Source organism: Tenacibaculum sp. 190130A14a, assembly GCF_964048965.1.
GTDB classification, from domain to species: Bacteria; Bacteroidota; Bacteroidia; order Flavobacteriales; family Flavobacteriaceae; genus Polaribacter; species Polaribacter polynesiense.
This window is the reverse complement of record NZ_OZ040189.1, coordinates 953,672-976,518: the sequence shown is the minus strand read 5'-3', so window position 1 is coordinate 976,518 and position 22,847 is coordinate 953,672. Positions and strand designations below refer to the sequence as shown.

The following is a 22,847-nucleotide window of genomic DNA, read 5'->3' as shown; positions in this document are numbered from 1 at the left end:
TCTCAAAAAGTAAAAAATGAGTACATCTAAAACTTTACGTCAATTAATTATTGACAGCTATGTTACAGAGCGTGGTACCCAGTATCAAAATCTCCCTTTAAGTTACCAGTTGTTCGGTAAAAAACTGGGTACTGCACCTGTAATATTAATTAATCATGCTTTAACTGGAAATAGTAACGTTGCAGGTAAAGATGGTTGGTGGGGCGACCTTATTGGGAACAATAAAGTTATTGACACCAATACCTATACCATACTTTGCTTCAATATTCCTGGTAATGGTTATGATAATTTTTTAATTGAAGATTATAAAAGTTTTATTGCAAGAGATATTGCTAATATCTTTTTATTAGGATTAAAAGCCTTAAATATTAAAAAGCTTTTTGCTTTAATTGGAGGTTCTTTGGGTGGAGGAATTGCTTGGGAGATGGTTGTTCTTAATCCAAAAATCACACAACATTTAATTCCTGTTGCAACCGATTGGAAATCGACTGATTGGCTTATTGCAAATTGTCAAATACAAGAATTGTTTTTAACCAATTCTAACAATCCTGTTCATGATGCTCGCATGCATGCCATGCTATGTTATCGAACTCCTAAATCATTCAAAGATCGATTTCAACGTTCAAAAAATGAAACACTTCAAATCTTTAATGTAGAAAGTTGGTTGTTACATCACGGAAAAAAACTTCAGGAAAGATATCAACTAGCTTCATATAAACTGATGAATCAATTATTGAAAACGATTGATGTAACCAAAGACAGAGAAGAATTAAATGTATTAGAAAAAATAGAGGCAGACATCCATATTGTAGGTGTAGACTCTGATTTGTTTTTTACCGCAGAAGAAAATAGGGAAACTCAAAAGGAATTAGCTAGCGTTCACCCTAATGTTACCTACAACGAAATACATTCGGTACATGGGCATGATGCTTTTTTAATAGAATACGAACAACTTAAGAAGATTATAGAACCAATCTTCAATAAAAATAGCACAACTAAAAAAATGAAAGTTTTAAAATTTGGAGGAAAATCTTTATCAAATGATGGAATTCATAAGGTTATTTCAATCATAGAGGATAAAATTAATGACGGAGAACGAATTGCAGTCGTAGTATCTGCTAGAGGAAAAGCTACAGATATTTTAGAAAGCATTTTGGAAAAAGCTTCTAAAAACCAAACCTATATTGATCAACTAGAAGCTTTTAAACGAGAACAATCATTACTAACTCCTTTGGTAGATTTCACCAAGGAATTTGAGCGATTAGAAAAGCTTTTTGAAGGAGTAAGTTTATTAGGTGATTATAGCAATAAAATTAAAGACGAAGTTTTAGCACAAGGTGAATTATTATCTATAAAAACTGTTGCTGAGTTATTAGAACAAAAAGGGATTAATGCAAATCCAACCGACGCAAGAATTTTACTTAAAACTGATGAAAACTACGGAAATGCGCAACCCATTATTGGGCTTTCTAAAGAAAATGTAAACGCGCATTTTCAAAAACACAATGGTAACACCGTAAATATTATAACTGGTTTTATTGCTTCAACCGTCAAAAACGAAACAACTACTTTAGGGCGAAACGGAAGTAATTATACCGCTTCTTTACTAGCAAACTATTTAGATGCAGAAGAATTGCAAAATTACACACATGTAGATGGCATTTTTACCGCCAATCCTGATTTAGTTCAAGATGCAAAAAAAATAGAAGAGTTGTCTTTTTCAGAAGCCAATGAACTTGCCAATTTTGGAGCCAATATTTTACATGCCAAAACTATTGTTCCTTTATTAGAAAAAAATATCAATCTTAGAATATTAAACACCTTTAAACCTAACGATAAAGGAACACTGATTACCGCAAAATCAAATTCAGAAGGTATCAAGTCTTTATCTGTATTAGACAATGTTGCTCTGATTAACTTTGAAGGAAGAGGCTTGTTAGGTAAAGTAGGTGTCGACGCACGAATTTTTAAAGCACTAAGTCTTCAAGGAGTAAGCGTTAGTATTATTTCACAAGGTTCTTCAGAAAGAGGTATTGGACTTGTCGTTGATAAGGACAAAGCTGAAATAGCTGTGAAAGCTTTAGAAAATGAATTTGAAAATGATTTTTACACCAAAGATGTAAACAAAATTTCCATTCTTGATGATGTTTCTGTTATCTCGATCATCGGACAAAACCTTAGTGAATTTCATCAACCTTTTAATGCACTCATCAAAAACCAAATTGTTCCTCTTTTATTCAACAATACCATTTCTGGAAAAAATGTGAGTTTGGTGGTAAAAAAAGAACATTTACACAAAGCTTTAAACGTTATTCACGGACAAGTATTTGGGGTAGCTAAAAAGGTAAATATTGCTGTTTTTGGTAAAGGTTTAGTAGGCGGAACTTTAATTAACCAAATATTAGATAGTGCCAATAATATATTAGAAAAGCGTAAAATTCATTTAAACATTTTTGCGATTGCCAACTCTAAAACTGTATTATTAAATAAAAATGGAGTTTCTAAAAACTGGCAAGAAGATTTAGCGAATACAGAAAATAAAGACAATCTAATTCAGCAGGTAATTGCATACGCTAAAGAACATCATTTAGAAAACTTGATTGCAGTAGACAATACCGCAAGCGAAGGATTTACTCAAAATTATATCTCTTTGGTAGAAGCTGGTTTTGATTTAGTTTCTTCCAATAAAATTGCCAATACAGTTTCTTATGAATTCTATAAAAAGTTAAGAAACACCTTAGAAAAAAATAAAAAGAACTACCTCTATGAAACCAATGTAGGTGCTGGGTTGCCTTTAATAGACACTATTAAATTATTGCATGATTCTGGAGAGAATATTGTACGAATTAGAGGGGTCTTTTCTGGATCTTTAAGCTATATCTTTAATCATTACTCTACTCAAGATGTACCTTTCTCAACAATCTTACAAGAAGCCATTGACAAAGGGTATACTGAACCAGATCCTAGAGAAGATTTATGTGGTAATGATGTGGCTAGAAAATTATTGATTCTAGCACGTGAACTGGATTTAGAAAATGAATTTGAAGACATTAATATTAAAAATTTAATTCCGCAAAGTCTTAGAAAAATTTCGGCTTCAGCATTCTTACAAAGTCTTGTAAATCTCAATACGTATTTCCAAGAGAAAAAAGACAAACAAGAAGAAGGTCATGTATTGCGATATATAGGTGATTTACACGGTGATCTTCAACAATCAAAAGGTGAATTGGACGTAAAATTAGTATCTGTTCCTGAAAACTCACCATTAGGAAGTTTAAAAGGATCGGATGCCATATTTGAAATCTACACCGAATCTTATGGAGAGCAACCTATCGTGATTCAAGGAGCAGGTGCAGGTGCAGAAGTAACTGCAAGAGGTGTCTTTGGAGACATCTTACGACTAGCAAAAACAAACAACTAATTATAAAACAATCAGGTAACAAACCTAACAAACAAAAATGAGTACAAATTTCGAAACACAAGCCATCAGAACGCAAACAGAACGTTCACAATTTTCAGAACATTCTACGCCATTGTATCTAACATCTAGTTTTGTATTTGATGATGCTGAAGACATGAGAGCTTCTTTCGCAGAAGAAAAAGAAAAGAATCTCTATAGCCGTTTTTCAAATCCGAATACAACCGAGTTTACAAATAAAATTGTAGCTATGGAAGGTGCGGAAGCTGGCTATGCTTTTGCTACAGGTATGGCTGCTGTGTTTTCTACTTTTGGTGCTCTACTAAATGCAGGAGATCACATTGTTTCTTCAAGATCTGTATTTGGTTCAACACACAGTTTGTTTACTAAATATTTTCCAAAATGGAATATTGAAACGAGCTATTTTAAAGTAAATGAAGCGGATAAAATAGAAGATTTGATACAACCAAATACCAAAATTTTATATGCTGAAACGCCAACCAATCCTGCAGTGGATATTTTGGATTTAGAGCTATTAGGTAAGATTGCTAAAAAACATAATCTATTGTTAGTAATAGATAACTGTTTTGCTACTCCTTATCTTCAAAACCCTATTAAATTTGGAGCTGATTTGGTGATTCATTCTGCTACCAAATTAATTGACGGACAAGGAAGAGTTTTAGGAGGAGTAACTGTTGGAAAAGCAGATTTAATTAGAGAAATATATTTATTCTCAAGAAATACGGGACCTGCAATGTCTCCTTTCAATGCTTGGGTACTCTCTAAAAGTTTAGAAACACTTTCATTACGCGTGGAGAAACATTGTGAAAATGCTTTAAAAGTAGCGCAATTTTTAGAAGAACACCCAAAGGTAAACTTGGTAAAATATCCATTTTTAAAATCTCATCCGCAATATGAAGTAGCGAAAAAACAAATGAGACTGGGAGGTAACATTGTTGCTTTTGAAATTCAAGGAGGTATCGAAGCAGGGAGAACATTTTTAAACAATATTACAATGTGTTCGCTCTCTGCTAACTTAGGAGACACCCGTACCATTGTTACGCATCCTGCCTCTACAACACACAGTAAACTTAGTGAACAAGACAGGTTAGAAGTTGGTATTACTGACGGTTTGGTGCGATGTTCAATTGGATTAGAAAATGTAGAAGATGTTATCAAAGACCTCTCTTCTGCCCTTTCCTGTATTTAACAATCATTAAGCAATTGTTAATTTTTTAAAAAAGATTTGGTCAATTAAAATGTAAGCTTACATTTGCAAACTTAAAAACCTATTAATCCTATAGGGTAATAGAATTTTAAAAATGATTTTAGAACAAGTAATTGATAACAATAAAAATTTTAAGCGTGATAAAGAGTCTGAAAAACCTATCAGAAGCATCGCTAAATCTATTAGCTGGAGAGTTGTAGGAACTGTCGATACTATCCTTATTTCTTGGATTATCACAGGAAAAGTAACTACAGCACTCTCTATAGGAGGCATTGAATTAGGAACAAAAATGATACTTTACTTTTTTCACGAAAGACTTTGGAACACAATAAAATGGGGCAAAAAATGAGATTAGAAAAGCAATTAAATATTGAAGAATTAAATAAAGGACTGGAAAAGCTAGCTCCGAAGGAAATAGTGGAATGGGCATTTGATTTGCAACAAAGAACAATTCTTACAACCAATTTCAGACCCTATGAAGCAGTTATTTTACATGCAGTAACACAAGTAAACTCTGCGACAAAAGTTGTTTGGTGCGATACCGGATATAATACTCCGCAAACCTATAAACATGCAGAAGAAGTAATTGAAAAACTTGATTTAAATGTACAACTATATGTTCCAAAGCAAACAGTTGCACATAGAAATCAAACCTTAGGACTTCCAACAATTGATGATCCTAAGCATTCAATTTTTACTGAGCAAGTAAAGCTAGAGCCTTTTAAAAGAGCCATGGAAGAACATCAACCAGAAGTTTGGTTTACCAATCTTAGAAAAGGACAAACTGCTTTTAGAGATAATATTGGAATTCTTTCTTATAGCAAAGACGGTATTTTAAAAGTAAGTCCATTTTACCACTGGTCAGACGCAGATTTAGATACCTATTTAGAGGAACATCAATTGCCAAATGAGTTTAAATATTTCGACCCAACCAAAGTTGAAAGCAATAGAGAATGTGGTTTACATATTTAAAAAATAGCATTATGAATACGAATATCATTAGAGTTGGAGCTTTAGAAAGTGAAGCCATATATATTTTAAGAGAAGTTGTCGCACAATTTGAAAAGCCAGTGTTGTTGTTTTCTGGGGGAAAAGATAGCATAACACTGGTGCGACTTGCTCAAAAAGCATTTTACCCAGCCAAAATTCCTTTTCCTTTAATGCATATAGATACAGGACACAATTTTCCAGAAACTATTGCTTTTAGAGATAAACTAGTTGAAGAATTAGGAGTTGAACTCATTGTGCGCAACGTACAAGATAACATTGATGCTGGTAAGGTAAAAGAAGAAACAGGGAAGTACGCGAGCCGAAACATGTTACAAACTGAAACGTTATTAGATGCCATAGAAGAGTTTGGTTTTGACGCATGTATCGGCGGAGCGCGCAGAGATGAGGAAAAAGCAAGAGCTAAAGAGCGTATTTTCTCGGTACGCGATGATTTTGGTCAATGGGATGAAAAAAATCAACGTCCAGAGTTATTCGATATGCTAAACGGGCGTATTGATTTAGGTCAAAACGTACGTGTATTTCCAATATCTAACTGGACAGAATTAGATGTTTGGTCATACATTCAACAAGAAAATATAGAAATCCCTTCCATCTACTTTGCACACAAAAGAGCAACTTTTGTTAGAGACGGACTCATATGGTCTGTTAACGATGAAGTTGTTTATAGAGATGAAGATGAAGAGATACAAGAGCGAATGGTGCGTTTTAGGACTGTAGGTGATATGAGTTGTACAGCAGCGGTATTATCAACGGCAATTGATATTGATACGATTGTTGATGAAATTAGAGAATCAACCATATCAGAGAGAGGCGCTAGAATAGATGACAAACGGTCGGAAGCAGCCATGGAAAAACGCAAACAACAAGGGTATTTCTAAAACAACACTAAAGAACGAAACAAATGAATGTACTAAAAATAGCAACAGCAGGAAGTGTAGATGATGGTAAAAGTACACTTATAGGTAGAATTTTGTATGATACAAAATCGCTTACCGATGATAAATTACAAGCTATAGAAGAGAAAAGTAAACAGAGAGGTTTTGACTATTTAGATTTCTCATTGGCAACCGATGGTTTAGTAGCAGAACGTGAACAAGGAATTACCATTGATGTAGCTCATATTTACTTTTCTACACCAAAAACCAGCTTTATTATAGCTGATACTCCCGGACATATTGAATATACTCGTAATATGGTGACCGGTGCTTCCAATTCTCAAGCGTCTATCATTTTAGTAGATGCTAGAAATGGCGTTGTAGAACAAACCTATCGTCACTTTTTTATCAATAATTTACTGAGAGTAAAAGATGTAATTGTAGCAGTAAATAAAATGGATTTGGTTGATTTTTCTGAGCAAAAATTCAATGAAATTAAAGGAGAAATAGAATATTTAGCTTCTAAAAGCGAATACCAAGATCAAAAGATCACCTTTATTCCTATTTCTGCTTTACACGGAGATAATGTAGTTTCTAAATCTGCAAGAATTGATTGGTATAACGGACATAGTATATTAGATCACTTAGAAGATTTAGATACGCAAACTATAGAGAAAGATGCAAAGGCACGTTTTCCAGTACAAACAGTCGTACGACCAAAAACGGAAGAATATCATGACTTTAGAGGCTATGCGGGTAAACTATATGGAGATAGTATTGCTGTTGGAGATGAAGTTACCATATTACCATCTGCTACAAAATCTAAAGTAAAAAGTATTCACTTTTTTAATCAAGAATATCAAGAAGCTCAAAAAGGAAGTTCTATCAATTTAACCTTAGAAGATGATGTTAACATTAGCCGAGGAGATATGATTGTAAAATCTGGAGAAGAACCTAAAGCTGTTAAACAACTCGAAGCTACGATTTGTTGGATGGACAAAACTCCTTTACAGGCTTCAGAAAAATATTATATAAAACACGGAATAAACGATGCGCAAGCAAAGATTACCAATATAACGTCCTTAGTTAAAACTGATTTTTCTGGTGAAGAAACAGCTCCTTCTCAGTTAAGTTTAAATGAAATTGGTCAAGTATCGTTAAAGGTGAGTAAACAGTTATTTGTAGATAGTTACAAAGACAACAAATCTAATGGAACATTTATACTCATCAATCCAAGAACAAATAATACTTCTGGTGTTGGTTTTATCAATTAATTCCTAAACTATTTAGACAATGGCAATAATTATAACCGATGAATGCATCAATTGTGGTGCATGCGAACCAGAATGCCCTAACACAGCCATTTATGAAGGGGCAATAGAATGGAAATATAGTGAAGGTACTGCCTTAGAGGGAAGTATAACATTACCTAATGGTAACGAAGCCGATGCTGATTTAGACCAAGAACCTATATCTGATGAATACTACTTTATAGTACCAGATAAATGTACAGAATGTAAAGGTTTTCACGAAGAACCACAGTGTGCTGCCGTATGTCCGGTTGATTGCTGTGTTCCAGATGAAGACCATGTTGAAACAGAAGAAGAATTGCTTCAAAAGCAACAATTTTTACACAACGAATAAAAAGCTTTACAAAGCGAATTACTAGAAACCATGCAAAGTTTTAGAACAGAAATAGAAAATCCGGTTGTAGAAAAAGACATTATCGAATTAGAACGTAAAATTCGATTGTTTAAAGAAGGAAGAATCGATGAAGAACGATTCAGAAGTCTACGTTTGGCTAGAGGAGTTTATGGCCAACGTCAACTAGGAGTTCAAATGATACGTATCAAGTTACCTTATGGAAAAGTAAGTAGTGAGCAATTGCACAGAATTGCAGATGTATCGGATGAATATTCTCGTGGTAGATTACATATCACAACACGACAAGATATTCAAATACATTATGTAAGTTTAGATAGAACTCCAGAGCTTTGGGCGCAATTAGAGAAGGATGATATTACGCTAAGAGAAGCCTGTGGAAATGCGGTACGTAATGTTACGGCTTCAGAAACTGCAGGAATTGATCCGAATGAACCTTTTGACGTAACCCCATATGCACATGCTACTTTTCAGTTTTTCTTGAGAAACCCGGTTTGTCAAGAAATGGGAAGAAAATTTAAGATGTCTTTCTCTTCTACAGAAAAAGATACTGCTTTAAGCTTTATGCATGATTTAGGTTTTATTGCAAAAACCAAAAACATCAATGGTACTGAAATAAAAGGTTTTAAAGTAATGTTAGCAGGTGGATTAGGTTCACAACCTCGTCAGGCTGATGTGATGTATGAGTTTTTAGAAGAAGACTTGTTAATTCCAACTATTGAAGGTGTTTTACGTGTATTTGATCGTCATGGAGAACGAACAAAAAGAGCCAAAGCTCGTTTAAAATTCTTAGTTAAAAGTATAGGTTTAGATGCTTTTTTAACCTTAGTAGAAGAAGAGAAAAAAGCATTAGCGTATCAAACATACCCTATTGAAACAGCAGCGTTTGAACAACCAATTACCTTTGAAACTAATGAAGTTCCTGCTATAGAAATTACAGATAAAGAGGCATATGAAACATGGAAACACACCAATGTAATTCCGCAGAAACAAAAAGGACTTTTTGCTATAGGTATTAAAGTGCACTTAGGTGATTTTTATACAGACAAAGCACGATTGTTAGCTGATTTAATTAAAAAATATGCAGCCAATGAATTGCGTTTTACCTTACGTCAAAATATACTTATACGCCATGTACGAGAAGAACTATTACCATTCTTTTATACGGAACTTGAAAAATTAGGTTTTGTAGAAGCTGGATATGATAGCACTACAGATATTACTGCATGTCCTGGTACAGACACTTGTAATTTAGGTATTTCAAGCAGTACAGGTATTGCAGCAGAATTAGAGCGTGTTTTTAAAACAGAATACCCACAATACATTACTAATAAAGAAATCACTATTAAAATTAGTGGTTGTATGAATGCATGTGGACAACACAATATGGCACATATTGGTTTTCAAGGAATGTCTGTTAAAGTTGGAAACTTATTAGCCCCTGCCCTACAGGTTTTAATTGGCGGTGGTATTGTAGGTGATGGACAAGGACGTTTTTCAGATAAGCTGGTAAAAATTCCAAGTAAAAGAGGACCACAAGCTTTAAGACTTTTATTAAATGATTTTGAGTCTAGAAAAGAGGAAAATGAAGACTTCTTGGCTTATTATGACAGAAATGGGAAAACCTATTTCTATGAACTATTAAAAGAGCTTTCAGACACTAGCAATTTAACCGAAGATGACTTTATCGATTGGGGCCATGATAAAAATTATGTAAAAGCTATTGGTGTTGGAGAATGTGCTGGGGTTGTAATTGATTTAGTAGCTACGCTTTTGTTTGAAAGTGAAGAAAAATTAGACAACTCTGAAGAAGCTTTTAATGAGAAACAATGGGCAGATAGTATTTACCATTCATACGCAGCTTTTGTAAATACTGCGAAAGCATTATTAACCTCAGAAGGGCAAAAAACCAATACCCAAGCAGGGATTATACAAAACTTTGATGATGTATTTGTAAGCACAAATAAAGTAGCACTTCCAAGTACATTTTCAGATTTAATCTATCAAATAAACAAAAATGAACCTACAGCAGCATTTGCTAAAAAGTACTTGCAAGAAGCAAAGTCTTTTTACAAAACAGTAGATGCATATAGAAAACTTGTAGTCGAAAGTTAAAAGAGAGCACAATGAATACGCAACCAAAATTAACAGTAGTAGGAGCTGGTCCTGGCGATGCCGATTTAATCACCTTAAAAGCGATCAAAGCCTTAGAGTCTGCATCTGTAGTACTATACGATGCATTAGTAAATTCTGAACTATTAAGTTACGTACATCCAATGACAGAATTAATCTTTGTTGGAAAACGAAGAGGTTGCTATCGCTATCAACAAGAACAAATCAATGAATTGATTGTTGCTAAAGCACACTCTCATGGTCATGTAGTACGTTTAAAAGGAGGAGATCCATTTATTTTTGGTAGAGGGGCTGAAGAAATGGAATACGCTGCGAAACAGGGAATAGAAGTCGCAGTTGTTCCAGGAATATCATCATCATTGGCTGTACCTGCTTATCAAAACATTCCTTTAACAAAAAGAGGGAGCGCTGAGAGTTTTTGGGTAATTACAGGAACTACCAAACAACATCAATTGTCAAATGATGTAGCATTGGCTGCCAAATCTAATGCAACCGTAGTTATTCTAATGGGAATGGGAAAACTTCCAGAGATTGTTTCTTTATTCAAACAAGAAGAAAAAGGAGATTTACCTGTAGCCATTATTCAAAACGGAACTACCAAGCATGAGAAAATTGGAATTGGAACAGTAAATTCTATAGAAGAAGTTGTACAAACCAATCAATTGAGTAACCCAGCTATTATCATTTTAGGAGATGTTGTAAATCACAGACAACAACTTTTACAAATTCAACAAGAAATAGCCTTTAAAGAAGTAGTATAAATGGAAGAAAGAAACAACCTGTATCCTATTTTCTTAAAGACAAAAGAATTGGAAGTACTTATTGTTGGTGGTGGCTATGTGGCGGAAGAAAAGTTATCTTTTCTTTTAAAATCGAGTCCGGATGCTAAAGTTACGATGGTAGCTCCTTTTTACCGAGAAGAAACCATTTCCATTGCAAAAACTGGAAATACTACCATGCTAAATGGTATTTATGATAAGGATTATTTAGAAGGAAAACACATCGTTATTGCCACTACCGATAATCCTGAAGTAAACATGCAAGTATACCATGATTGTAGAGCACAGCATAAGTTGGTCAATGTAGCTGACAATCCACCATATTGCGATTTTTATATGGGAGGAATTGTTACCAAAGGAAATGTAAAAGTGGCTATTTCTACCAATGGAAAATCGCCAACAACAGCAAAACGATTACGACAGTTTTTCGAAGAAGTAATACCTGAAGACATCAACCAACTCGTTCAAAATTTAAACGATTATAGAAAAACAATCAAAGGAAACTTTGAAGAAAAAGTACAAACACTAAATAAGTTAACCGAAAACCTAATACGCTAACGTCATTATATACAAAGTCAAGCAATCTTAAACATCAGATTACTGTGCTTTTTACCAATGTAATGACCAAATTAAAAGAGAAATGATACAAACAGATATATTAATTATTGGAGCCGGACCTACTGGATTGTTTACAGTATTTGAAGCAGGATTATTAAAGTTACGCTGTCATTTAATAGACGCTTTACCACAACCAGGTGGACAGTGTTCTGAGATCTATCCTAAAAAACCAATTTATGATATTCCAGCATATCCTGAAATTTTAGCAGGTGACTTAACCAAAAATCTAATGGAACAAATTAAGCAATTTGAACCTGGATTTACTTTGGGAGAACGTGCGGATACTATTGAGAAGCAAGAAGACGGAACTTTTATTGTTACCACCAATAAAGGAACTAAACACCAAGCTCCTGTAGTAGCCATTGCAGGTGGATTAGGAAGTTTTGAGCCAAGAAAACCTCAAATAGAAAACATTCAGCAATATGAAGATAATGGTGTGGAATACATGATTAAGGAACCAGAACTATATCGAGATAAGGATGTGGTGATTGCTGGAGGTGGAGACTCTGCTTTAGATTGGTCTATCTTCTTAACTGATGTAGCAAAATCGGTAACATTGATTCACAGAAGAAATGAGTTTAGAGGAGCCTTAGATTCTGTAGAAAAAGTGCAAGAATTAAAAAATCTTGGTAAAATCAATTTAATTACTCCTGCTGAAGTAAAAGGTGTTTTAGGTAAAGAACATGTTACAGGAGTTGTGGTAGAACAAAAAGGAAAAGAGCCATTTATTTTAGATACCGATCATTTTATCCCATTATTTGGATTAGCTCCAAAATTAGGACCTATTGCTAATTGGGGACTAGAAATTGAAAAGAATGCTATTAAAGTAAATAACTCTTTAGACTATCAAACCAACGTTCCTGGTATTTATGCTATTGGTGATGTAAACACCTACCCAGGAAAGCTAAAATTAATCTTATGTGGATTCCATGAGGCTACCTTAATGTGTCAGAGTGCTTATCAAAGAATTCACCCAGATAAAAAATATGTAATGAAATATACAACTGTTGGTGGTGTACAAGGGTTTGATGGAACCAAAAAAGAAGCACCAAAAGCAGTGGTAAAAGCAATTCAATAATGGAACAAGACGTAACCATAAAAATAACCGATAGAGAGGGTGTAATCCATGAGGTACTTGCACCGACTGATATGGCAATGAATTTAATGGAGCTAGTAAGATCATACGAACTAGCTCCTGAAGGAACTATTGGAGTTTGTGGTGGAATGGCAATGTGCGCTTCGTGTCAGTGTTATGTAAATTCAGATCATGATTTACCGGAAATGACAGATGATGAAGACGCAATGCTAGCAGAAGCATTTAATGTAAAGGACAACAGCCGTTTAGGGTGTCAAATTCAAATAACAAACGAATTAGAAGGTTTAGAAATAAAATTAGCCCCAGAAGAATAAAATGACCATAGTGACCAATACAGTAAAAAATTATCACATCTGTTTAAAAGAAACCGTGGAAGTGTTTACCAAACATCTCCTCTATGCTCTTTTTGATGAAAATCATAAAACAGAAAACCAAGAAAAAATAGCAAAGCTTTTTTTAGTCATAAGCAACAAACTTCATATAGAAAATGCTACTGATCTATGGTATACTTATGAAAACCTCTTCTTAAGTATCAGGCATAAATTAGATTTAGATGCGCTTGCTTTTGAACAAACAGACCCCGCTTGTAAAAGTCTAGAAGAGGTCTATTTAGCATATCCTGGTTTTCATGCGATAGCTATTTACCGATTGAGTCATGAGTTGTATAAACTTGATCAATTCACTTTTTCAAGAATGATGAGTGAATATGCACATAGTATTACGGGTGTAGACATTCATCCTGGAGCTACCATTGGGGAGTCTTTCTTTATAGATCATGCAACTGGAATTGTTATTGGAGAAACCACCATTATTAAAAACAACGTAAAAATATATCAAGGAGTTACTTTAGGCGGAATTCAAGTAAAAAAAGAGCTGGCCGCAACGAAAAGACATCCAACGATAGAAAATAATGTAACCATCTATGCCAATGCAACCATATTAGGCGGAGATGTGACCATAGGAGAAAATAGTATTATTGGAGCGAATGTATGTGTAACCTCATCCATTCCGAAAGCTTCCATAGTAACTTATGAATCAGAAAATAAAATTACCACTAGAAAATCGTATGTAAAATGACTTTACTTAAAAAACAACCATTGATGAAAACAAAAAGTATAATTGATTTCGTAGGAAACACCCCTTTAGTAGAAGTTACCAATTCATTTAATAACCCAAATGTAAAACTACTATTAAAGCTAGAAGGAAATAATCCTGGTGGAAGTGTTAAGGATAGAGCTGCTTATTTTATGATTTCTGAAGCTCTTAAAAAGAAAAATATTAAGAAAGGAGACACTTTAGTAGAAGCTACCAGTGGTAATACTGGAATTGCTTTGGCTTTAATGGCAAAAGTTTTAGGAGTAAATATGGTATTAACCATGCCTGAACACGCTACTATTGAGCGTGTAAAAACCATGAGAGCTTATGGTGCTGAAGTCATCTTAACCCCTACTGAATTAGGTATGGAAGGCGCTATAGACCATGCGCTAAAATTAAAATATAAAAAGGGATACTTTAGATTAAATCAATTTGATAATTTCGATAATCCAAAGGCTCATTTTACCACTACTGGACCTGAAATTTGGCGAGATACTGAAGGGCAAGTTACGCACTTTGTATCAGCTATGGGAACAACAGGTACTATTACTGGAGTTTCAGATTATTTGAAGCAACAAAATGATGCTATTAGAATTATTGGAGTGCAACCCAAAGAAGGAGCAAAAATTCCAGGAATACGAAAATGGTCTGAAGAGTATTTACCTGCAATTTTTAAACCTCAAAAAATAGATACCATATTACAAGTTACCCAACAAGAAGCTGAAGAAGGTACCTTAAAACTGGCTAATCAAGAAGGTATTTTTGCTGGAATGAGCAGCGGAGGTGCTTTTGCAACTGCTCTTAAAGTGGCGAATTCTATAGAGAAAGGTGTGGTTGTAGCTATTGTATGTGATCGAGGAGATCGATATTTATCATCTAACTTATACAAATAGTCATTTTTTATTGGGTATTTAAAAAATAATCTAATAAATTTGCCCACAGTTCATTAACTTAATGATGTTATCAAGAAAGGTGGAGGGAATAGACCCTTTGAAACCTTAGCAACCCTTTGTGCAAACAAAGAAGGTGCTAAATTCTACCATAATTTTATGGGGAGATAACGAAAAGAATTTTACTTCTCTTTTCCTGATAACATATTACTAAATTATCAGGAATGTCAAACATTTTTAAAGAAATACAAAAACGCATCTTAGTACTAGATGGTGCTATGGGAACCATGCTTCAGGAATATAAATTTACTGAAGAAGATTTTCGTGGAGAACGTTTTAAAGAGTATCCTACTCCTTTAAAAGGAAATAACGATTTATTGTCTATCACTCAACCCGAAGCTGTAAAAGAAGTACATAGAAAATATTTTGCTGCTGGAGCAGATATTGTAGAAACCAATACCTTCTCTGGAACCACTATTGCGATGGCCGATTATCAAATGGAAGATTTGGTCTATGAGCTAAACTATGAATCAGCAAAAATAGCTAAGGAGGTAGCTGATGAATTCAATGCTAAAGAACCACACAAACCTCGATTTGTTGCTGGTTCGATTGGTCCTACCAACAGAACTGCTAGCATGTCTCCAGATGTAAATGACCCAGGGTATAGAGCTGTTACTTTTGATGAATTACGAATCGCATATAAACAACAAATAGAAGCTTTATTAGACGGTGGTGCTGATATTTTATTGGTAGAGACAGTATTTGACACCTTAAATGCTAAAGCTGCATTATTTGCTATAGAAGAAGTAAAAGATGAACGAAACATAGATATTCCAACCATGGTTTCAGGAACCATTACCGATGCCTCTGGGAGAACACTTTCTGGACAAACGGCAGAGGCCTTTTTAGTTTCTATTTCTCATATCCCATTACTATCTGTGGGCTTTAACTGCGCTTTAGGAGCAAATTTATTGCAACCCCATTTAGAAGCCATTGCTTCCAAAACAACCTTGGCAATATCGGCACATCCAAATGCAGGATTACCAAATGCTTTTGGAGAGTATGATGAAACTCCTGAAGAAACTGCTACACAAATAGAAGAATATTTAAAGAAAAATTTGATCAATATTATTGGAGGATGTTGCGGTACTACCCCTGCTCATATCAAAGCAATTGCAGATGTTGCAGCAAGATATCAGCCTCGTCCACATGCTGAACTTAGCTCAGCATTGTAAAAGAGTACATGAAGATGAGTGAACAAAGAAGATATATGAAATTATCGGGACTAGAGCCCTTAATTATAACTCCTGAAAATAATTTTATCAATGTAGGAGAACGTACCAATGTAGCAGGTTCTCGTAAATTTCTTCGATTAATCAAAGAAGAAAAATTTGATGAAGCTTTGGCCATTGCCCGTCATCAAGTAGATGGAGGTGCACAAATCATTGATATTAATATGGATGATGGTTTGATTGACGGCAAAGAAGCCATGGTTCGTTTTTTAAACCTAATTGCTTCAGAACCTGATATTGCCAGAGTTCCTATAATGATTGATAGTTCTAAATGGGAAATTATTGAAGCCGGACTTCAAGTAGTACAAGGAAAATCGGTTGTAAATTCAATTTCTTTAAAAGAAGGCGAAGAAAAATTTATTTGGGAAGCTACTCAGATAAAACGATATGGTGCGGCAGTAATTGTCATGGCCTTTGATGAAGTTGGGCAAGCAGATAATTATGAAAGAAGAATTGAAATCGCTGAGCGCTCCTATCGTGTTTTAGTAGATAAAGTCAACTTCCCTCCTGAGGATATTATTTTCGACTTAAACATTTTCCCTGTGGCTACAGGAATGGAAGAGCATCGTAAAAACGCCATTGATTTTATTGAAGCTACTCGTTGGGTACGAGAAAACTTACCTCATGTAAGTGTAAGCGGAGGTGTAAGTAATGTTTCCTTTTCATTTAGAGGAAACAACGTAGTACGAGAAGCCATGCATTCGGTATTCCTATACTATGCTATCAAAGCAGGTATGAATATGGGAATTGTAAACCCAACGATGTTAGAGGTGTATGACGATATTCCAGCAGATCTTTTAGCGCATATAGAAGATGTTATTTTAGATCGAAGAGATGACGCTACTGAACGCTTATTAGATTTTGCTGAAACTGTAAAAGGCAAAAAGAAAGAAGATGACACTACTGTTTTAGAATGGAGAAATCTGCCTTTACAAGATAGAATTACACATTCCTTAGTAAAAGGAATTGATGCTTTTATAGTTGAAGATGCAGAAGAAGCGCGCTTAAGTGTAGAAAGACCTTTACATGTTATTGAAGGTCATTTAATGACGGGAATGAATGTGGTTGGTGATTTGTTTGGTTCTGGGAAAATGTTCTTACCACAAGTAGTAAAATCGGCTCGGGTAATGAAAAAAGCAGTTGCCTATTTAAATCCATATATAGAAGCTGAAAAAAGTGAAGAACAACAAGCTTTAGGAAAAATTCTAATGGCTACTGTAAAAGGTGATGTTCATGATATCGGAAAAAACATTGTGAGTGTTGTTTTAGGTTGTAACAATTATGAAATTGTTGATTTAGGAGTTATGGTGGCTCCTGAAAAAATTATTGAAACCGCCAAAAAGGAAAATGTAGATGCTATTGGTTTAAGCGGATTGATTACTCCATCACTGGATGAAATGGTGTATTTAGCTAAAGAAATGGAGCGTCAAAATTTTGATATTCCGTTGTTAATTGGTGGTGCAACCACTTCCAAAGCACATACTGCTGTTAAAATAGATACAGAGTATAAAAATGCAGTCGTGCATGTAAACGATGCTTCTAGAGCAGTAACTGTTGTAGGTGATTTATTAAACAAAAGAACCAGCAATGCGTATGTAGCCAAACTTAAGAAGGACTATGAAGAGTTTAGAACTAAGTTTTTAAAACGCGGTAAAGAGAAACATTATATCTCTATTGAAGAAGCCAGAGAGAATAAATATCAAATTGATTGGAAAAACACACAAATTTCTAAACCTAAAGAGTTAGGAATTCAAAAGTTTGAACAGATCAGTTTAAAAGAATTGGTTCCGTTCTTTGATTGGAGTCCGTTTTTTCGTTCTTGGGATTTACACGGAAAATTTCCAAATATTTTAGAAGATGAAGTGGTAGGTGAACAAGCAACTAGTTTGTATGAAGATGCTCAAAAAATGATTTCATTGATCATTGAAAAACAAGCCCTAAAACCCAAAGCTATCTTCGGAATCTTTGAAGCGAATACTGTACAGGATGATGATATCACGGTTACGAAAAAAGGAGGAGAAACTTTTGTTTTTAGAACCCTTCGACAACAATTAAAAAAGCAAAAAGGAAAACCAAGTTTTGCCTTAGCAGATTTTATTGCTCCGGAGCACAGCGAACAAACAGATTATATCGGAGCTTTTTGTACTGCTATTTTTGGTGCCGATGAACTTGCTCAGGAGTATAAGAACGTTCATGATGATTACAATGCCATCATGGTACAAGCCATCGCAGACCGATTTGCAGAAGCTTTTGCCGAATACTTACACCACCGTATACGAACCAAACACTGGGGCTATGCTTCCGAAGAAAACTTATCTAATGATGAACTGATCAAAGAAGTTTATAAAGGCATCCGACCAGCTCCTGGTTATCCCGCTTGTCCAGATCATTTGGAAAAAGAAACTATTTGGGAATTGTTAGAGGTTGAAAAAAACATTGGAGTAAGTCTTACCGAAAGTCTTGCCATGTGGCCAGCAGCTGCTGTTTCTGGATATTACTTTGCTCATGAAGAAGCTCGATATTTTGGATTAGGAAAAATAACCGATGATCAAGTACGAGATTATGCTGAGCGAAAAGGAATTCCACTTGACAAAGCTAGAAAATGGCTACATCCAAACATTGCAAATAATTAAAAAACACAACAACACATACCACTCTGTATAAAGAGAATTCTTATGAAAGTAACAGATCACATAAAAAAAGCGAAAGGAAAAACCTTATTCTCATTTGAAATTGTTCCTCCTCAAAAAGGACAAAATATTGAAGACCTGTATAACAATATAGATCCCTTAATGGAATTTAAACCTCCTTTTATTGATGTAACTACCTCAAGAGAAGAGCATATTTATATTCCTAAAGAAAATGGACTGCTAGAAAAGAAAATAACTAGAATGCGCCCAGGAACCGTTGGTATTTGTGCCTCTTTAAAATATAAATACAATGTAGATGCGATTCCACATGTTTTATGCGGAGGATTTACCAAAGAAGAAACCGAATATGTATTGGTGGATTGTCATTATTTAGGTTTAGACAATGTCATGGCGTTACGTGGTGATGCTCGTAAAGATGAACAATACTTTCAGGCGTCTAACGGTGGAAACAGATATGCCGCAGATTTGGTAAAACAAATAGCCGATTTAAACAAAGGAAAGTACTTACATGAGATTATAGAAACACCGTATAAAGCAGATTTTTGTATTGGTGTTGCTGGGTATCCTGAAAAACATTTAGAATCACCAAGTTTAGAAAGTGATTTAAAGAGATTGAAGGAAAAGGTAGATTCTGGAGCAGATTATGTAGTAACTCAGATGTTTTTTGACAATAAAAAGTATTTCAAGTTTGTTGAAAAAGCCAGAGAAATTGGGATCACCGTTCCAATTATCCCAGGTATTAAGCCTTTAGCAGTACAACGTCATTTACAAATACTACCACAAATTTTTAGGTTGGACTTACCACAAGAATTAGTAGAAGCCGTTGAAGGTTGTAAAACCAACAAAGATGTAAGACAAATAGGTATTGAATGGGCCATTCAACAAAGTAAAGAATTAATAGAAGCAGGTGTTCCTGTAGTACATTATTACTCTATGGGAAAATCAAGTAATATCAAAGCTATAGCCAAAGAAGTGTTTTAACTTCTTTGGTTGTTTAAAAATTTATCATGGGTTCTATGATTGTTTTTTGTATTTGATTTTTTTCGTTAAATACAAAAAGTATTTTTATTGACATACCTAACATTAGCAATGAATCGCTATAATCCTTTAAACTTAACTCTGCTATCAAATAGTTTCTAAATGGTTTGGATAAATGAATTTTGACACTATTCTTGCTCTTAGGAAACAAATAAGTAAATTTATTTTTTTCTGGTTCAAAATAGTACTCTTTATGGAAATTTTCAATACTTAAATTTTCTTCTTTTTCAAAATAATCATCAAAAACATCAATACTTAAACAAGTTACATTTTTTGCCATTTCAAAATAAAGGTTTTTTAATTTCCCTCGTCTCCCAAACGTATTTTTAATTTCTTTTTTAACATCCTCATTACTTAGTATATAAATAACAGTATTCAATACCTTAGTTTCATTACACTGTTGAGAATAACCTGAAAACAAAAAAGTAAAACATAAAACAATCCATAAAAATCTCTTACCCATATTTACTTTCTTTTTAATTTTTTTCAACACCTTAAAGCATGACAAAAGGATAGAACACCCTTTCAAATTGCATACAATATTTTATCATATTATGCTTCTTCAAAGGGTAAACATACCCTACATCACTATTTTGTAGGGCTTCAAAATTTTTATCCAATACAATCCCGCTAGAAAACATAAGTTCCTTGTTCTTATAAATCTTAATTTGATTTTGAACAGTAGCTAAATCACCCCCTGTGTATTTAAAAACCCAGTTCCTCTTCATTTCTTTAAGCAAGGTTACGTTTTCGGTTTTTAATATTTTTCCAGTTGGTATTCGGTTGTCAATATCTTCAGAATCTTCTTTATTAATTACTAAATATGCTACCCAATGTCCTTCATTAAAATTTAGACGATTTAATACCTCAATTGTATCTCCCTTTCGATACTCTTTCTCAATTATGAATGATTTTCTTTCTTCTTTTATAAAAACAATAAGTGGATTAAAACATAAATAAGTAAAAATAGAAACACCAATAATTATCAAGATATAAAGCTTTTTCATTGAAATGATTACATTTTTTTAATCTCTAAAATACCAATTTTCATAAAATCAAAAAGATAAACCTAAGACCATCTTTTCACTTGTTTAAGTATTAATTTGCAGGAGAAGAACTACAAACTATACCATACCACTTATTTTCGATTCTATAATAACTATTAATCCTACAAGCTCCGAAATTAGTCATATCACTTTTAATATTATTTTCTTCAGAAAAACCCAAGTAATAATTATTTGATTTTATAAAATAATCTTCTTCTTTTAACTTGAAAAATAAGTTTCCTTTCTTAGAAATATAAAACTGGTTTATTCCTAATTTATTAAAAAGAATTTTTAACTGAGAATAAAGTTCCTTATCAATAGTATTCCAGTCACTTGACTTAGGTAATTCCTCATACTCTTTGCTAAAAACATAAGTAAAATAAACTCGATGAACATCCTCCTTTTTATTAAAGAAAAAGTGATTATTCGTTTTTAACAATTCTACTAAGTTCAAAAAACTCTCTCTATTTTTCCCAAATAAATTATCTACTTTATTGCTACATGCAAAAGTGATTAAACATATTAAGACTATACAATACTTTTTCATACCAATTGTTTCAATTGTTTAACTCTCAATCAAAATAATTCTAATTCAAGAATCTGTTTATTCCTTTCGTCTTAGCAATCTAATTATTTCATTATCCCTTTTATAAACTAGACTATCTTGACTCAATTTAAACACTTTTCCTTTATACATAAAATCATCAAAACGTATATACAAAGTGTCCTTATTTAATTTTACTGGATAAGAACTTTCTAAATTTTCAACATAGGTAATGTTATCATTTTCAATAAAAAACAAAGCATTCCCTTCAGTACTTTCTGCCCAAACTCCCTCCAATAGTTTTGTGTCTAAAAAAGCTTTTTCATAAACATTATTTTCTTTTAATGTTTTAGTAAATACTGTCTGGTCAATTAACTGAATGTCTTTTTTAAAAGTGTCAATTGGGTTAAAAACTAATTTCTCATCTTTTAAAGAAATCAAATGTAGTTCTATACTCGATTTTTGAAAAAGTTTTAAGGTATCATTGGATATAGAATAGCCATCATAAACTATTTCTTTCCCATTTTCTATTCTCATAACCCTATCTTCAGTGATTTCCAACGATATTTTTTCACTTTTCCAATTTCCTAAAAGTACCTGTTTTGAAATCATAGAATTTTTACATGAAATAAACAATCCAATACATAATATTATTACAAATCTCTTCATACAAAATTTATTTTATGTGCTTCTATCTCACAAATTCATTCTTATTTATAACACTTATGGAACTCTATAATACATAGCCTATTCAAGACTCTAAAATACCTCTTTACACTAAAAAAAATAAAGTACTTTTTTATCTTTATCATAAAATTTATCATCTATCTCAGAATAAAGTAGCTCTAATTCATCATCAATCTTTAATTTTTTACACTTTGAATAGTTTAGATAAACTAAATATCTTTTTCCAGCATATTTAACCCATATAGAACTACTATGCCCAAATGTACCTGAACTACAACTTTTTCCCGTCACTGTAGCTAACATTAGTTTTGAATTATCTTTTGATACTTTTTGCTCAAATATTTTATAAAAACCAAATACAGTAATTATTATTAGAAAAATTACACCTCTTTTATTTTTGTTTAGTTTCATCTTCTTACTTGTTCATTTTGAGTAAATTAACATTTACCTATTGGTCATTTTCAATTACCAATACTAATTCATCTAACTCAATTTTATTTGACTCAACAAACTCCTTAAAACACTTCCCACAAGTTCCTTTATCTCCACTAATTTCTTCAAAAACTAGTTCAAAATCTTCAAAAGATTTTACTGACTCATATCTTATTCTATTGTCTTCTAAATCATAATGTGCAAATTCAGTATCTAACTTCTTTATAGAAAAAACAATTCTTAAAACAACATACTTCTCCTTTTTATTTAAATAGTATTTTTCAAAGAGGACATTACTCATTTGAATAAAACTACTATAACCGTGAATTTTACATTTAATCAGTCCCATAAC

Annotated in this window: 23 protein-coding genes and 1 riboswitch; of the genes, 17 read left to right on the top strand and 6 right to left on the bottom strand. The window is 33.3% G+C overall.

The window, feature by feature from the left end; genetic code table 11:
• Positions 1–16: 16 nt before the first annotated feature.
• From thrA to metF, 17 genes are all read left to right on the top strand, one after another.
• Entirely contained in the window at positions 17–3,421 is a 3,405-nt protein-coding gene (gene thrA / locus ABNT22_RS04685; RefSeq protein WP_348714579.1) for a bifunctional aspartate kinase/homoserine dehydrogenase I, read from the top strand.
• Between the two features lie 37 nt (positions 3,422–3,458).
• Entirely contained in the window at positions 3,459–4,628 is a 1,170-nt protein-coding gene (locus tag ABNT22_RS04680) for an O-succinylhomoserine sulfhydrylase (protein WP_348714578.1), read from the top strand.
• Between the two features lie 112 nt (positions 4,629–4,740).
• Positions 4,741–4,995 carry a DUF2061 domain-containing protein gene (locus ABNT22_RS04675; RefSeq protein WP_348714576.1) on the top strand — a complete coding sequence of 85 codons (255 nt, stop codon included), beginning with the start codon at positions 4,741–4,743 and terminating at the stop codon, positions 4,993–4,995.
• Positions 4,992–5,618, top strand: coding sequence for a phosphoadenosine phosphosulfate reductase family protein (locus tag ABNT22_RS04670; RefSeq protein ID WP_348714573.1), 627 nt, complete (start codon positions 4,992–4,994; stop codon positions 5,616–5,618). Before ABNT22_RS04675 ends, ABNT22_RS04670 begins: the two co-directional genes overlap by 4 nt.
• 11 nt (positions 5,619–5,629) lie before the next feature.
• Positions 5,630–6,535 (top strand): sulfate adenylyltransferase subunit CysD, encoded by a 906-nt coding sequence (cysD, locus tag ABNT22_RS04665; protein ID WP_348714570.1) that lies wholly within the window; start codon positions 5,630–5,632, stop codon positions 6,533–6,535.
• Positions 6,536–6,558: 23 nt separating this feature from the next.
• Positions 6,559–7,806 (top strand): sulfate adenylyltransferase subunit 1, encoded by a 1,248-nt coding sequence (locus tag ABNT22_RS04660; protein WP_348714569.1) that lies wholly within the window; start codon positions 6,559–6,561, stop codon positions 7,804–7,806.
• Positions 7,807–7,825: 19 nt separating this feature from the next.
• Positions 7,826–8,176, top strand: a complete 351-nt coding sequence (locus ABNT22_RS04655) for a 4Fe-4S dicluster domain-containing protein (RefSeq protein ID WP_348714566.1) — start codon at positions 7,826–7,828, stop codon at positions 8,174–8,176.
• A gap of 30 nt (positions 8,177–8,206) precedes the next feature.
• Entirely contained in the window at positions 8,207–10,309 is a 2,103-nt protein-coding gene (locus ABNT22_RS04650; protein WP_348714563.1) for a nitrite/sulfite reductase, read from the top strand.
• An 11-nt stretch (positions 10,310–10,320) separates the two neighbouring features.
• Positions 10,321–11,088 (top strand): uroporphyrinogen-III C-methyltransferase, encoded by a 768-nt coding sequence (gene cobA / locus ABNT22_RS04645; protein ID WP_348714561.1) that lies wholly within the window; start codon positions 10,321–10,323, stop codon positions 11,086–11,088.
• Complete coding sequence (locus tag ABNT22_RS04640; protein ID WP_348714558.1) at positions 11,089–11,664, top strand: bifunctional precorrin-2 dehydrogenase/sirohydrochlorin ferrochelatase; 576 nt, start codon at positions 11,089–11,091, stop codon at positions 11,662–11,664.
• 82 nt (positions 11,665–11,746) lie between these two features.
• Positions 11,747–12,802: an NAD(P)/FAD-dependent oxidoreductase gene (locus tag ABNT22_RS04635; RefSeq protein ID WP_299108929.1), complete on the top strand. Its 1,056-nt coding sequence runs from the start codon at positions 11,747–11,749 to the stop codon at positions 12,800–12,802.
• Complete coding sequence (locus tag ABNT22_RS04630) at positions 12,802–13,134, top strand: ferredoxin (RefSeq protein ID WP_348714556.1); 333 nt, start codon at positions 12,802–12,804, stop codon at positions 13,132–13,134. The genes ABNT22_RS04635 and ABNT22_RS04630 overlap by 1 nt, the downstream gene beginning before the upstream one ends.
• Position 13,135: 1 nt before the next feature.
• Positions 13,136–13,897: a serine O-acetyltransferase EpsC gene (gene epsC, locus ABNT22_RS04625; protein ID WP_348714555.1), complete on the top strand. Its 762-nt coding sequence runs from the start codon at positions 13,136–13,138 to the stop codon at positions 13,895–13,897.
• A gap of 23 nt (positions 13,898–13,920) precedes the next feature.
• The gene (cysM, locus tag ABNT22_RS04620) at positions 13,921–14,808 is read left to right on the top strand and encodes a cysteine synthase CysM (protein WP_348714552.1); all 888 of its coding nucleotides are present in this window, start codon (positions 13,921–13,923) and stop codon (positions 14,806–14,808) included.
• 64 nt (positions 14,809–14,872) lie between these two features.
• Positions 14,873–14,979, top strand: a riboswitch (SAM riboswitch).
• Positions 14,980–15,029: 50 nt separating this feature from the next.
• Positions 15,030–16,040, top strand: a complete 1,011-nt coding sequence (locus ABNT22_RS04615; protein WP_348714549.1) for a homocysteine S-methyltransferase family protein — start codon at positions 15,030–15,032, stop codon at positions 16,038–16,040.
• Positions 16,041–16,054: 14 nt separating this feature from the next.
• Positions 16,055–18,730: a methionine synthase gene (metH, locus tag ABNT22_RS04610; RefSeq protein ID WP_412766885.1), complete on the top strand. Its 2,676-nt coding sequence runs from the start codon at positions 16,055–16,057 to the stop codon at positions 18,728–18,730.
• Between the two features lie 42 nt (positions 18,731–18,772).
• The gene (gene metF / locus ABNT22_RS04605; protein WP_348714543.1) at positions 18,773–19,729 is read left to right on the top strand and encodes a methylenetetrahydrofolate reductase [NAD(P)H]; all 957 of its coding nucleotides are present in this window, start codon (positions 18,773–18,775) and stop codon (positions 19,727–19,729) included.
• A 13-nt stretch (positions 19,730–19,742) separates the two neighbouring features.
• On the opposite strand, the gene ABNT22_RS04600 is transcribed toward metF, so the two are convergent.
• From ABNT22_RS04600 to ABNT22_RS04575, 6 genes are all read right to left on the bottom strand, one after another.
• Positions 19,743–20,276, bottom strand: a complete 534-nt coding sequence (locus ABNT22_RS04600; RefSeq protein ID WP_348714541.1) for a hypothetical protein — start codon at positions 20,274–20,276, stop codon at positions 19,743–19,745.
• 4 nt (positions 20,277–20,280) lie between these two features.
• Positions 20,281–20,793: a hypothetical protein gene (locus ABNT22_RS04595; RefSeq protein WP_348714538.1), complete on the bottom strand. Its 513-nt coding sequence runs from the start codon at positions 20,791–20,793 to the stop codon at positions 20,281–20,283.
• 91 nt (positions 20,794–20,884) lie between these two features.
• Positions 20,885–21,379 carry a hypothetical protein gene (locus tag ABNT22_RS04590; RefSeq protein ID WP_348714536.1) on the bottom strand — a complete coding sequence of 165 codons (495 nt, stop codon included), beginning with the start codon at positions 21,377–21,379 and terminating at the stop codon, positions 20,885–20,887.
• A 57-nt stretch (positions 21,380–21,436) separates the two neighbouring features.
• Complete coding sequence (locus tag ABNT22_RS04585; RefSeq protein ID WP_348714534.1) at positions 21,437–22,045, bottom strand: hypothetical protein; 609 nt, start codon at positions 22,043–22,045, stop codon at positions 21,437–21,439.
• Positions 22,046–22,153: 108 nt separating this feature from the next.
• Positions 22,154–22,474 carry a hypothetical protein gene (locus ABNT22_RS04580; RefSeq protein ID WP_348714531.1) on the bottom strand — a complete coding sequence of 107 codons (321 nt, stop codon included), beginning with the start codon at positions 22,472–22,474 and terminating at the stop codon, positions 22,154–22,156.
• Positions 22,475–22,511: 37 nt separating this feature from the next.
• Entirely contained in the window at positions 22,512–22,844 is a 333-nt protein-coding gene (locus ABNT22_RS04575; RefSeq protein ID WP_348714529.1) for a hypothetical protein, read from the bottom strand.
• Positions 22,845–22,847: the final 3 nt, after the last annotated feature.

What these genes read in the sequence shown, in the direction of transcription:
- thrA (WP_348714579.1), top strand. Translation starts at nt 17, where the DNA reads ATGAGTACATCTAAAACTTTACGTCAATTAATTATTGACAGCTATGTT.
- ABNT22_RS04680 (WP_348714578.1), top strand. Translation starts at nt 3,459, where the DNA reads ATGAGTACAAATTTCGAAACACAAGCCATCAGAACGCAAACAGAACGT.
- ABNT22_RS04675 (WP_348714576.1), top strand. Translation starts at nt 4,741, where the DNA reads ATGATTTTAGAACAAGTAATTGATAACAATAAAAATTTTAAGCGTGAT.
- ABNT22_RS04670 (WP_348714573.1), top strand. Translation starts at nt 4,992, where the DNA reads ATGAGATTAGAAAAGCAATTAAATATTGAAGAATTAAATAAAGGACTG.
- cysD (WP_348714570.1), top strand. Translation starts at nt 5,630, where the DNA reads ATGAATACGAATATCATTAGAGTTGGAGCTTTAGAAAGTGAAGCCATA.
- ABNT22_RS04660 (WP_348714569.1), top strand. Translation starts at nt 6,559, where the DNA reads ATGAATGTACTAAAAATAGCAACAGCAGGAAGTGTAGATGATGGTAAA.
- ABNT22_RS04655 (WP_348714566.1), top strand. Translation starts at nt 7,826, where the DNA reads ATGGCAATAATTATAACCGATGAATGCATCAATTGTGGTGCATGCGAA.
- ABNT22_RS04650 (WP_348714563.1), top strand. Translation starts at nt 8,207, where the DNA reads ATGCAAAGTTTTAGAACAGAAATAGAAAATCCGGTTGTAGAAAAAGAC.
- cobA (WP_348714561.1), top strand. Translation starts at nt 10,321, where the DNA reads ATGAATACGCAACCAAAATTAACAGTAGTAGGAGCTGGTCCTGGCGAT.
- ABNT22_RS04640 (WP_348714558.1), top strand. Translation starts at nt 11,089, where the DNA reads ATGGAAGAAAGAAACAACCTGTATCCTATTTTCTTAAAGACAAAAGAA.
- ABNT22_RS04635 (WP_299108929.1), top strand. Translation starts at nt 11,747, where the DNA reads ATGATACAAACAGATATATTAATTATTGGAGCCGGACCTACTGGATTG.
- ABNT22_RS04630 (WP_348714556.1), top strand. Translation starts at nt 12,802, where the DNA reads ATGGAACAAGACGTAACCATAAAAATAACCGATAGAGAGGGTGTAATC.
- epsC (WP_348714555.1), top strand. Translation starts at nt 13,136, where the DNA reads ATGACCATAGTGACCAATACAGTAAAAAATTATCACATCTGTTTAAAA.
- cysM (WP_348714552.1), top strand. Translation starts at nt 13,921, where the DNA reads ATGAAAACAAAAAGTATAATTGATTTCGTAGGAAACACCCCTTTAGTA.
- ABNT22_RS04615 (WP_348714549.1), top strand. Translation starts at nt 15,030, where the DNA reads ATGTCAAACATTTTTAAAGAAATACAAAAACGCATCTTAGTACTAGAT.
- metH (WP_412766885.1), top strand. Translation starts at nt 16,055, where the DNA reads ATGAGTGAACAAAGAAGATATATGAAATTATCGGGACTAGAGCCCTTA.
- metF (WP_348714543.1), top strand. Translation starts at nt 18,773, where the DNA reads ATGAAAGTAACAGATCACATAAAAAAAGCGAAAGGAAAAACCTTATTC.
- ABNT22_RS04595 (WP_348714538.1), bottom strand. Translation starts at nt 20,793, where the DNA reads ATGAAAAAGCTTTATATCTTGATAATTATTGGTGTTTCTATTTTTACT.
- ABNT22_RS04590 (WP_348714536.1), bottom strand. Translation starts at nt 21,379, where the DNA reads ATGAAAAAGTATTGTATAGTCTTAATATGTTTAATCACTTTTGCATGT.
- ABNT22_RS04585 (WP_348714534.1), bottom strand. Translation starts at nt 22,045, where the DNA reads ATGAAGAGATTTGTAATAATATTATGTATTGGATTGTTTATTTCATGT.
- ABNT22_RS04580 (WP_348714531.1), bottom strand. Translation starts at nt 22,474, where the DNA reads ATGAAACTAAACAAAAATAAAAGAGGTGTAATTTTTCTAATAATAATT.
- ABNT22_RS04575 (WP_348714529.1), bottom strand. Translation starts at nt 22,844, where the DNA reads ATGGGACTGATTAAATGTAAAATTCACGGTTATAGTAGTTTTATTCAA.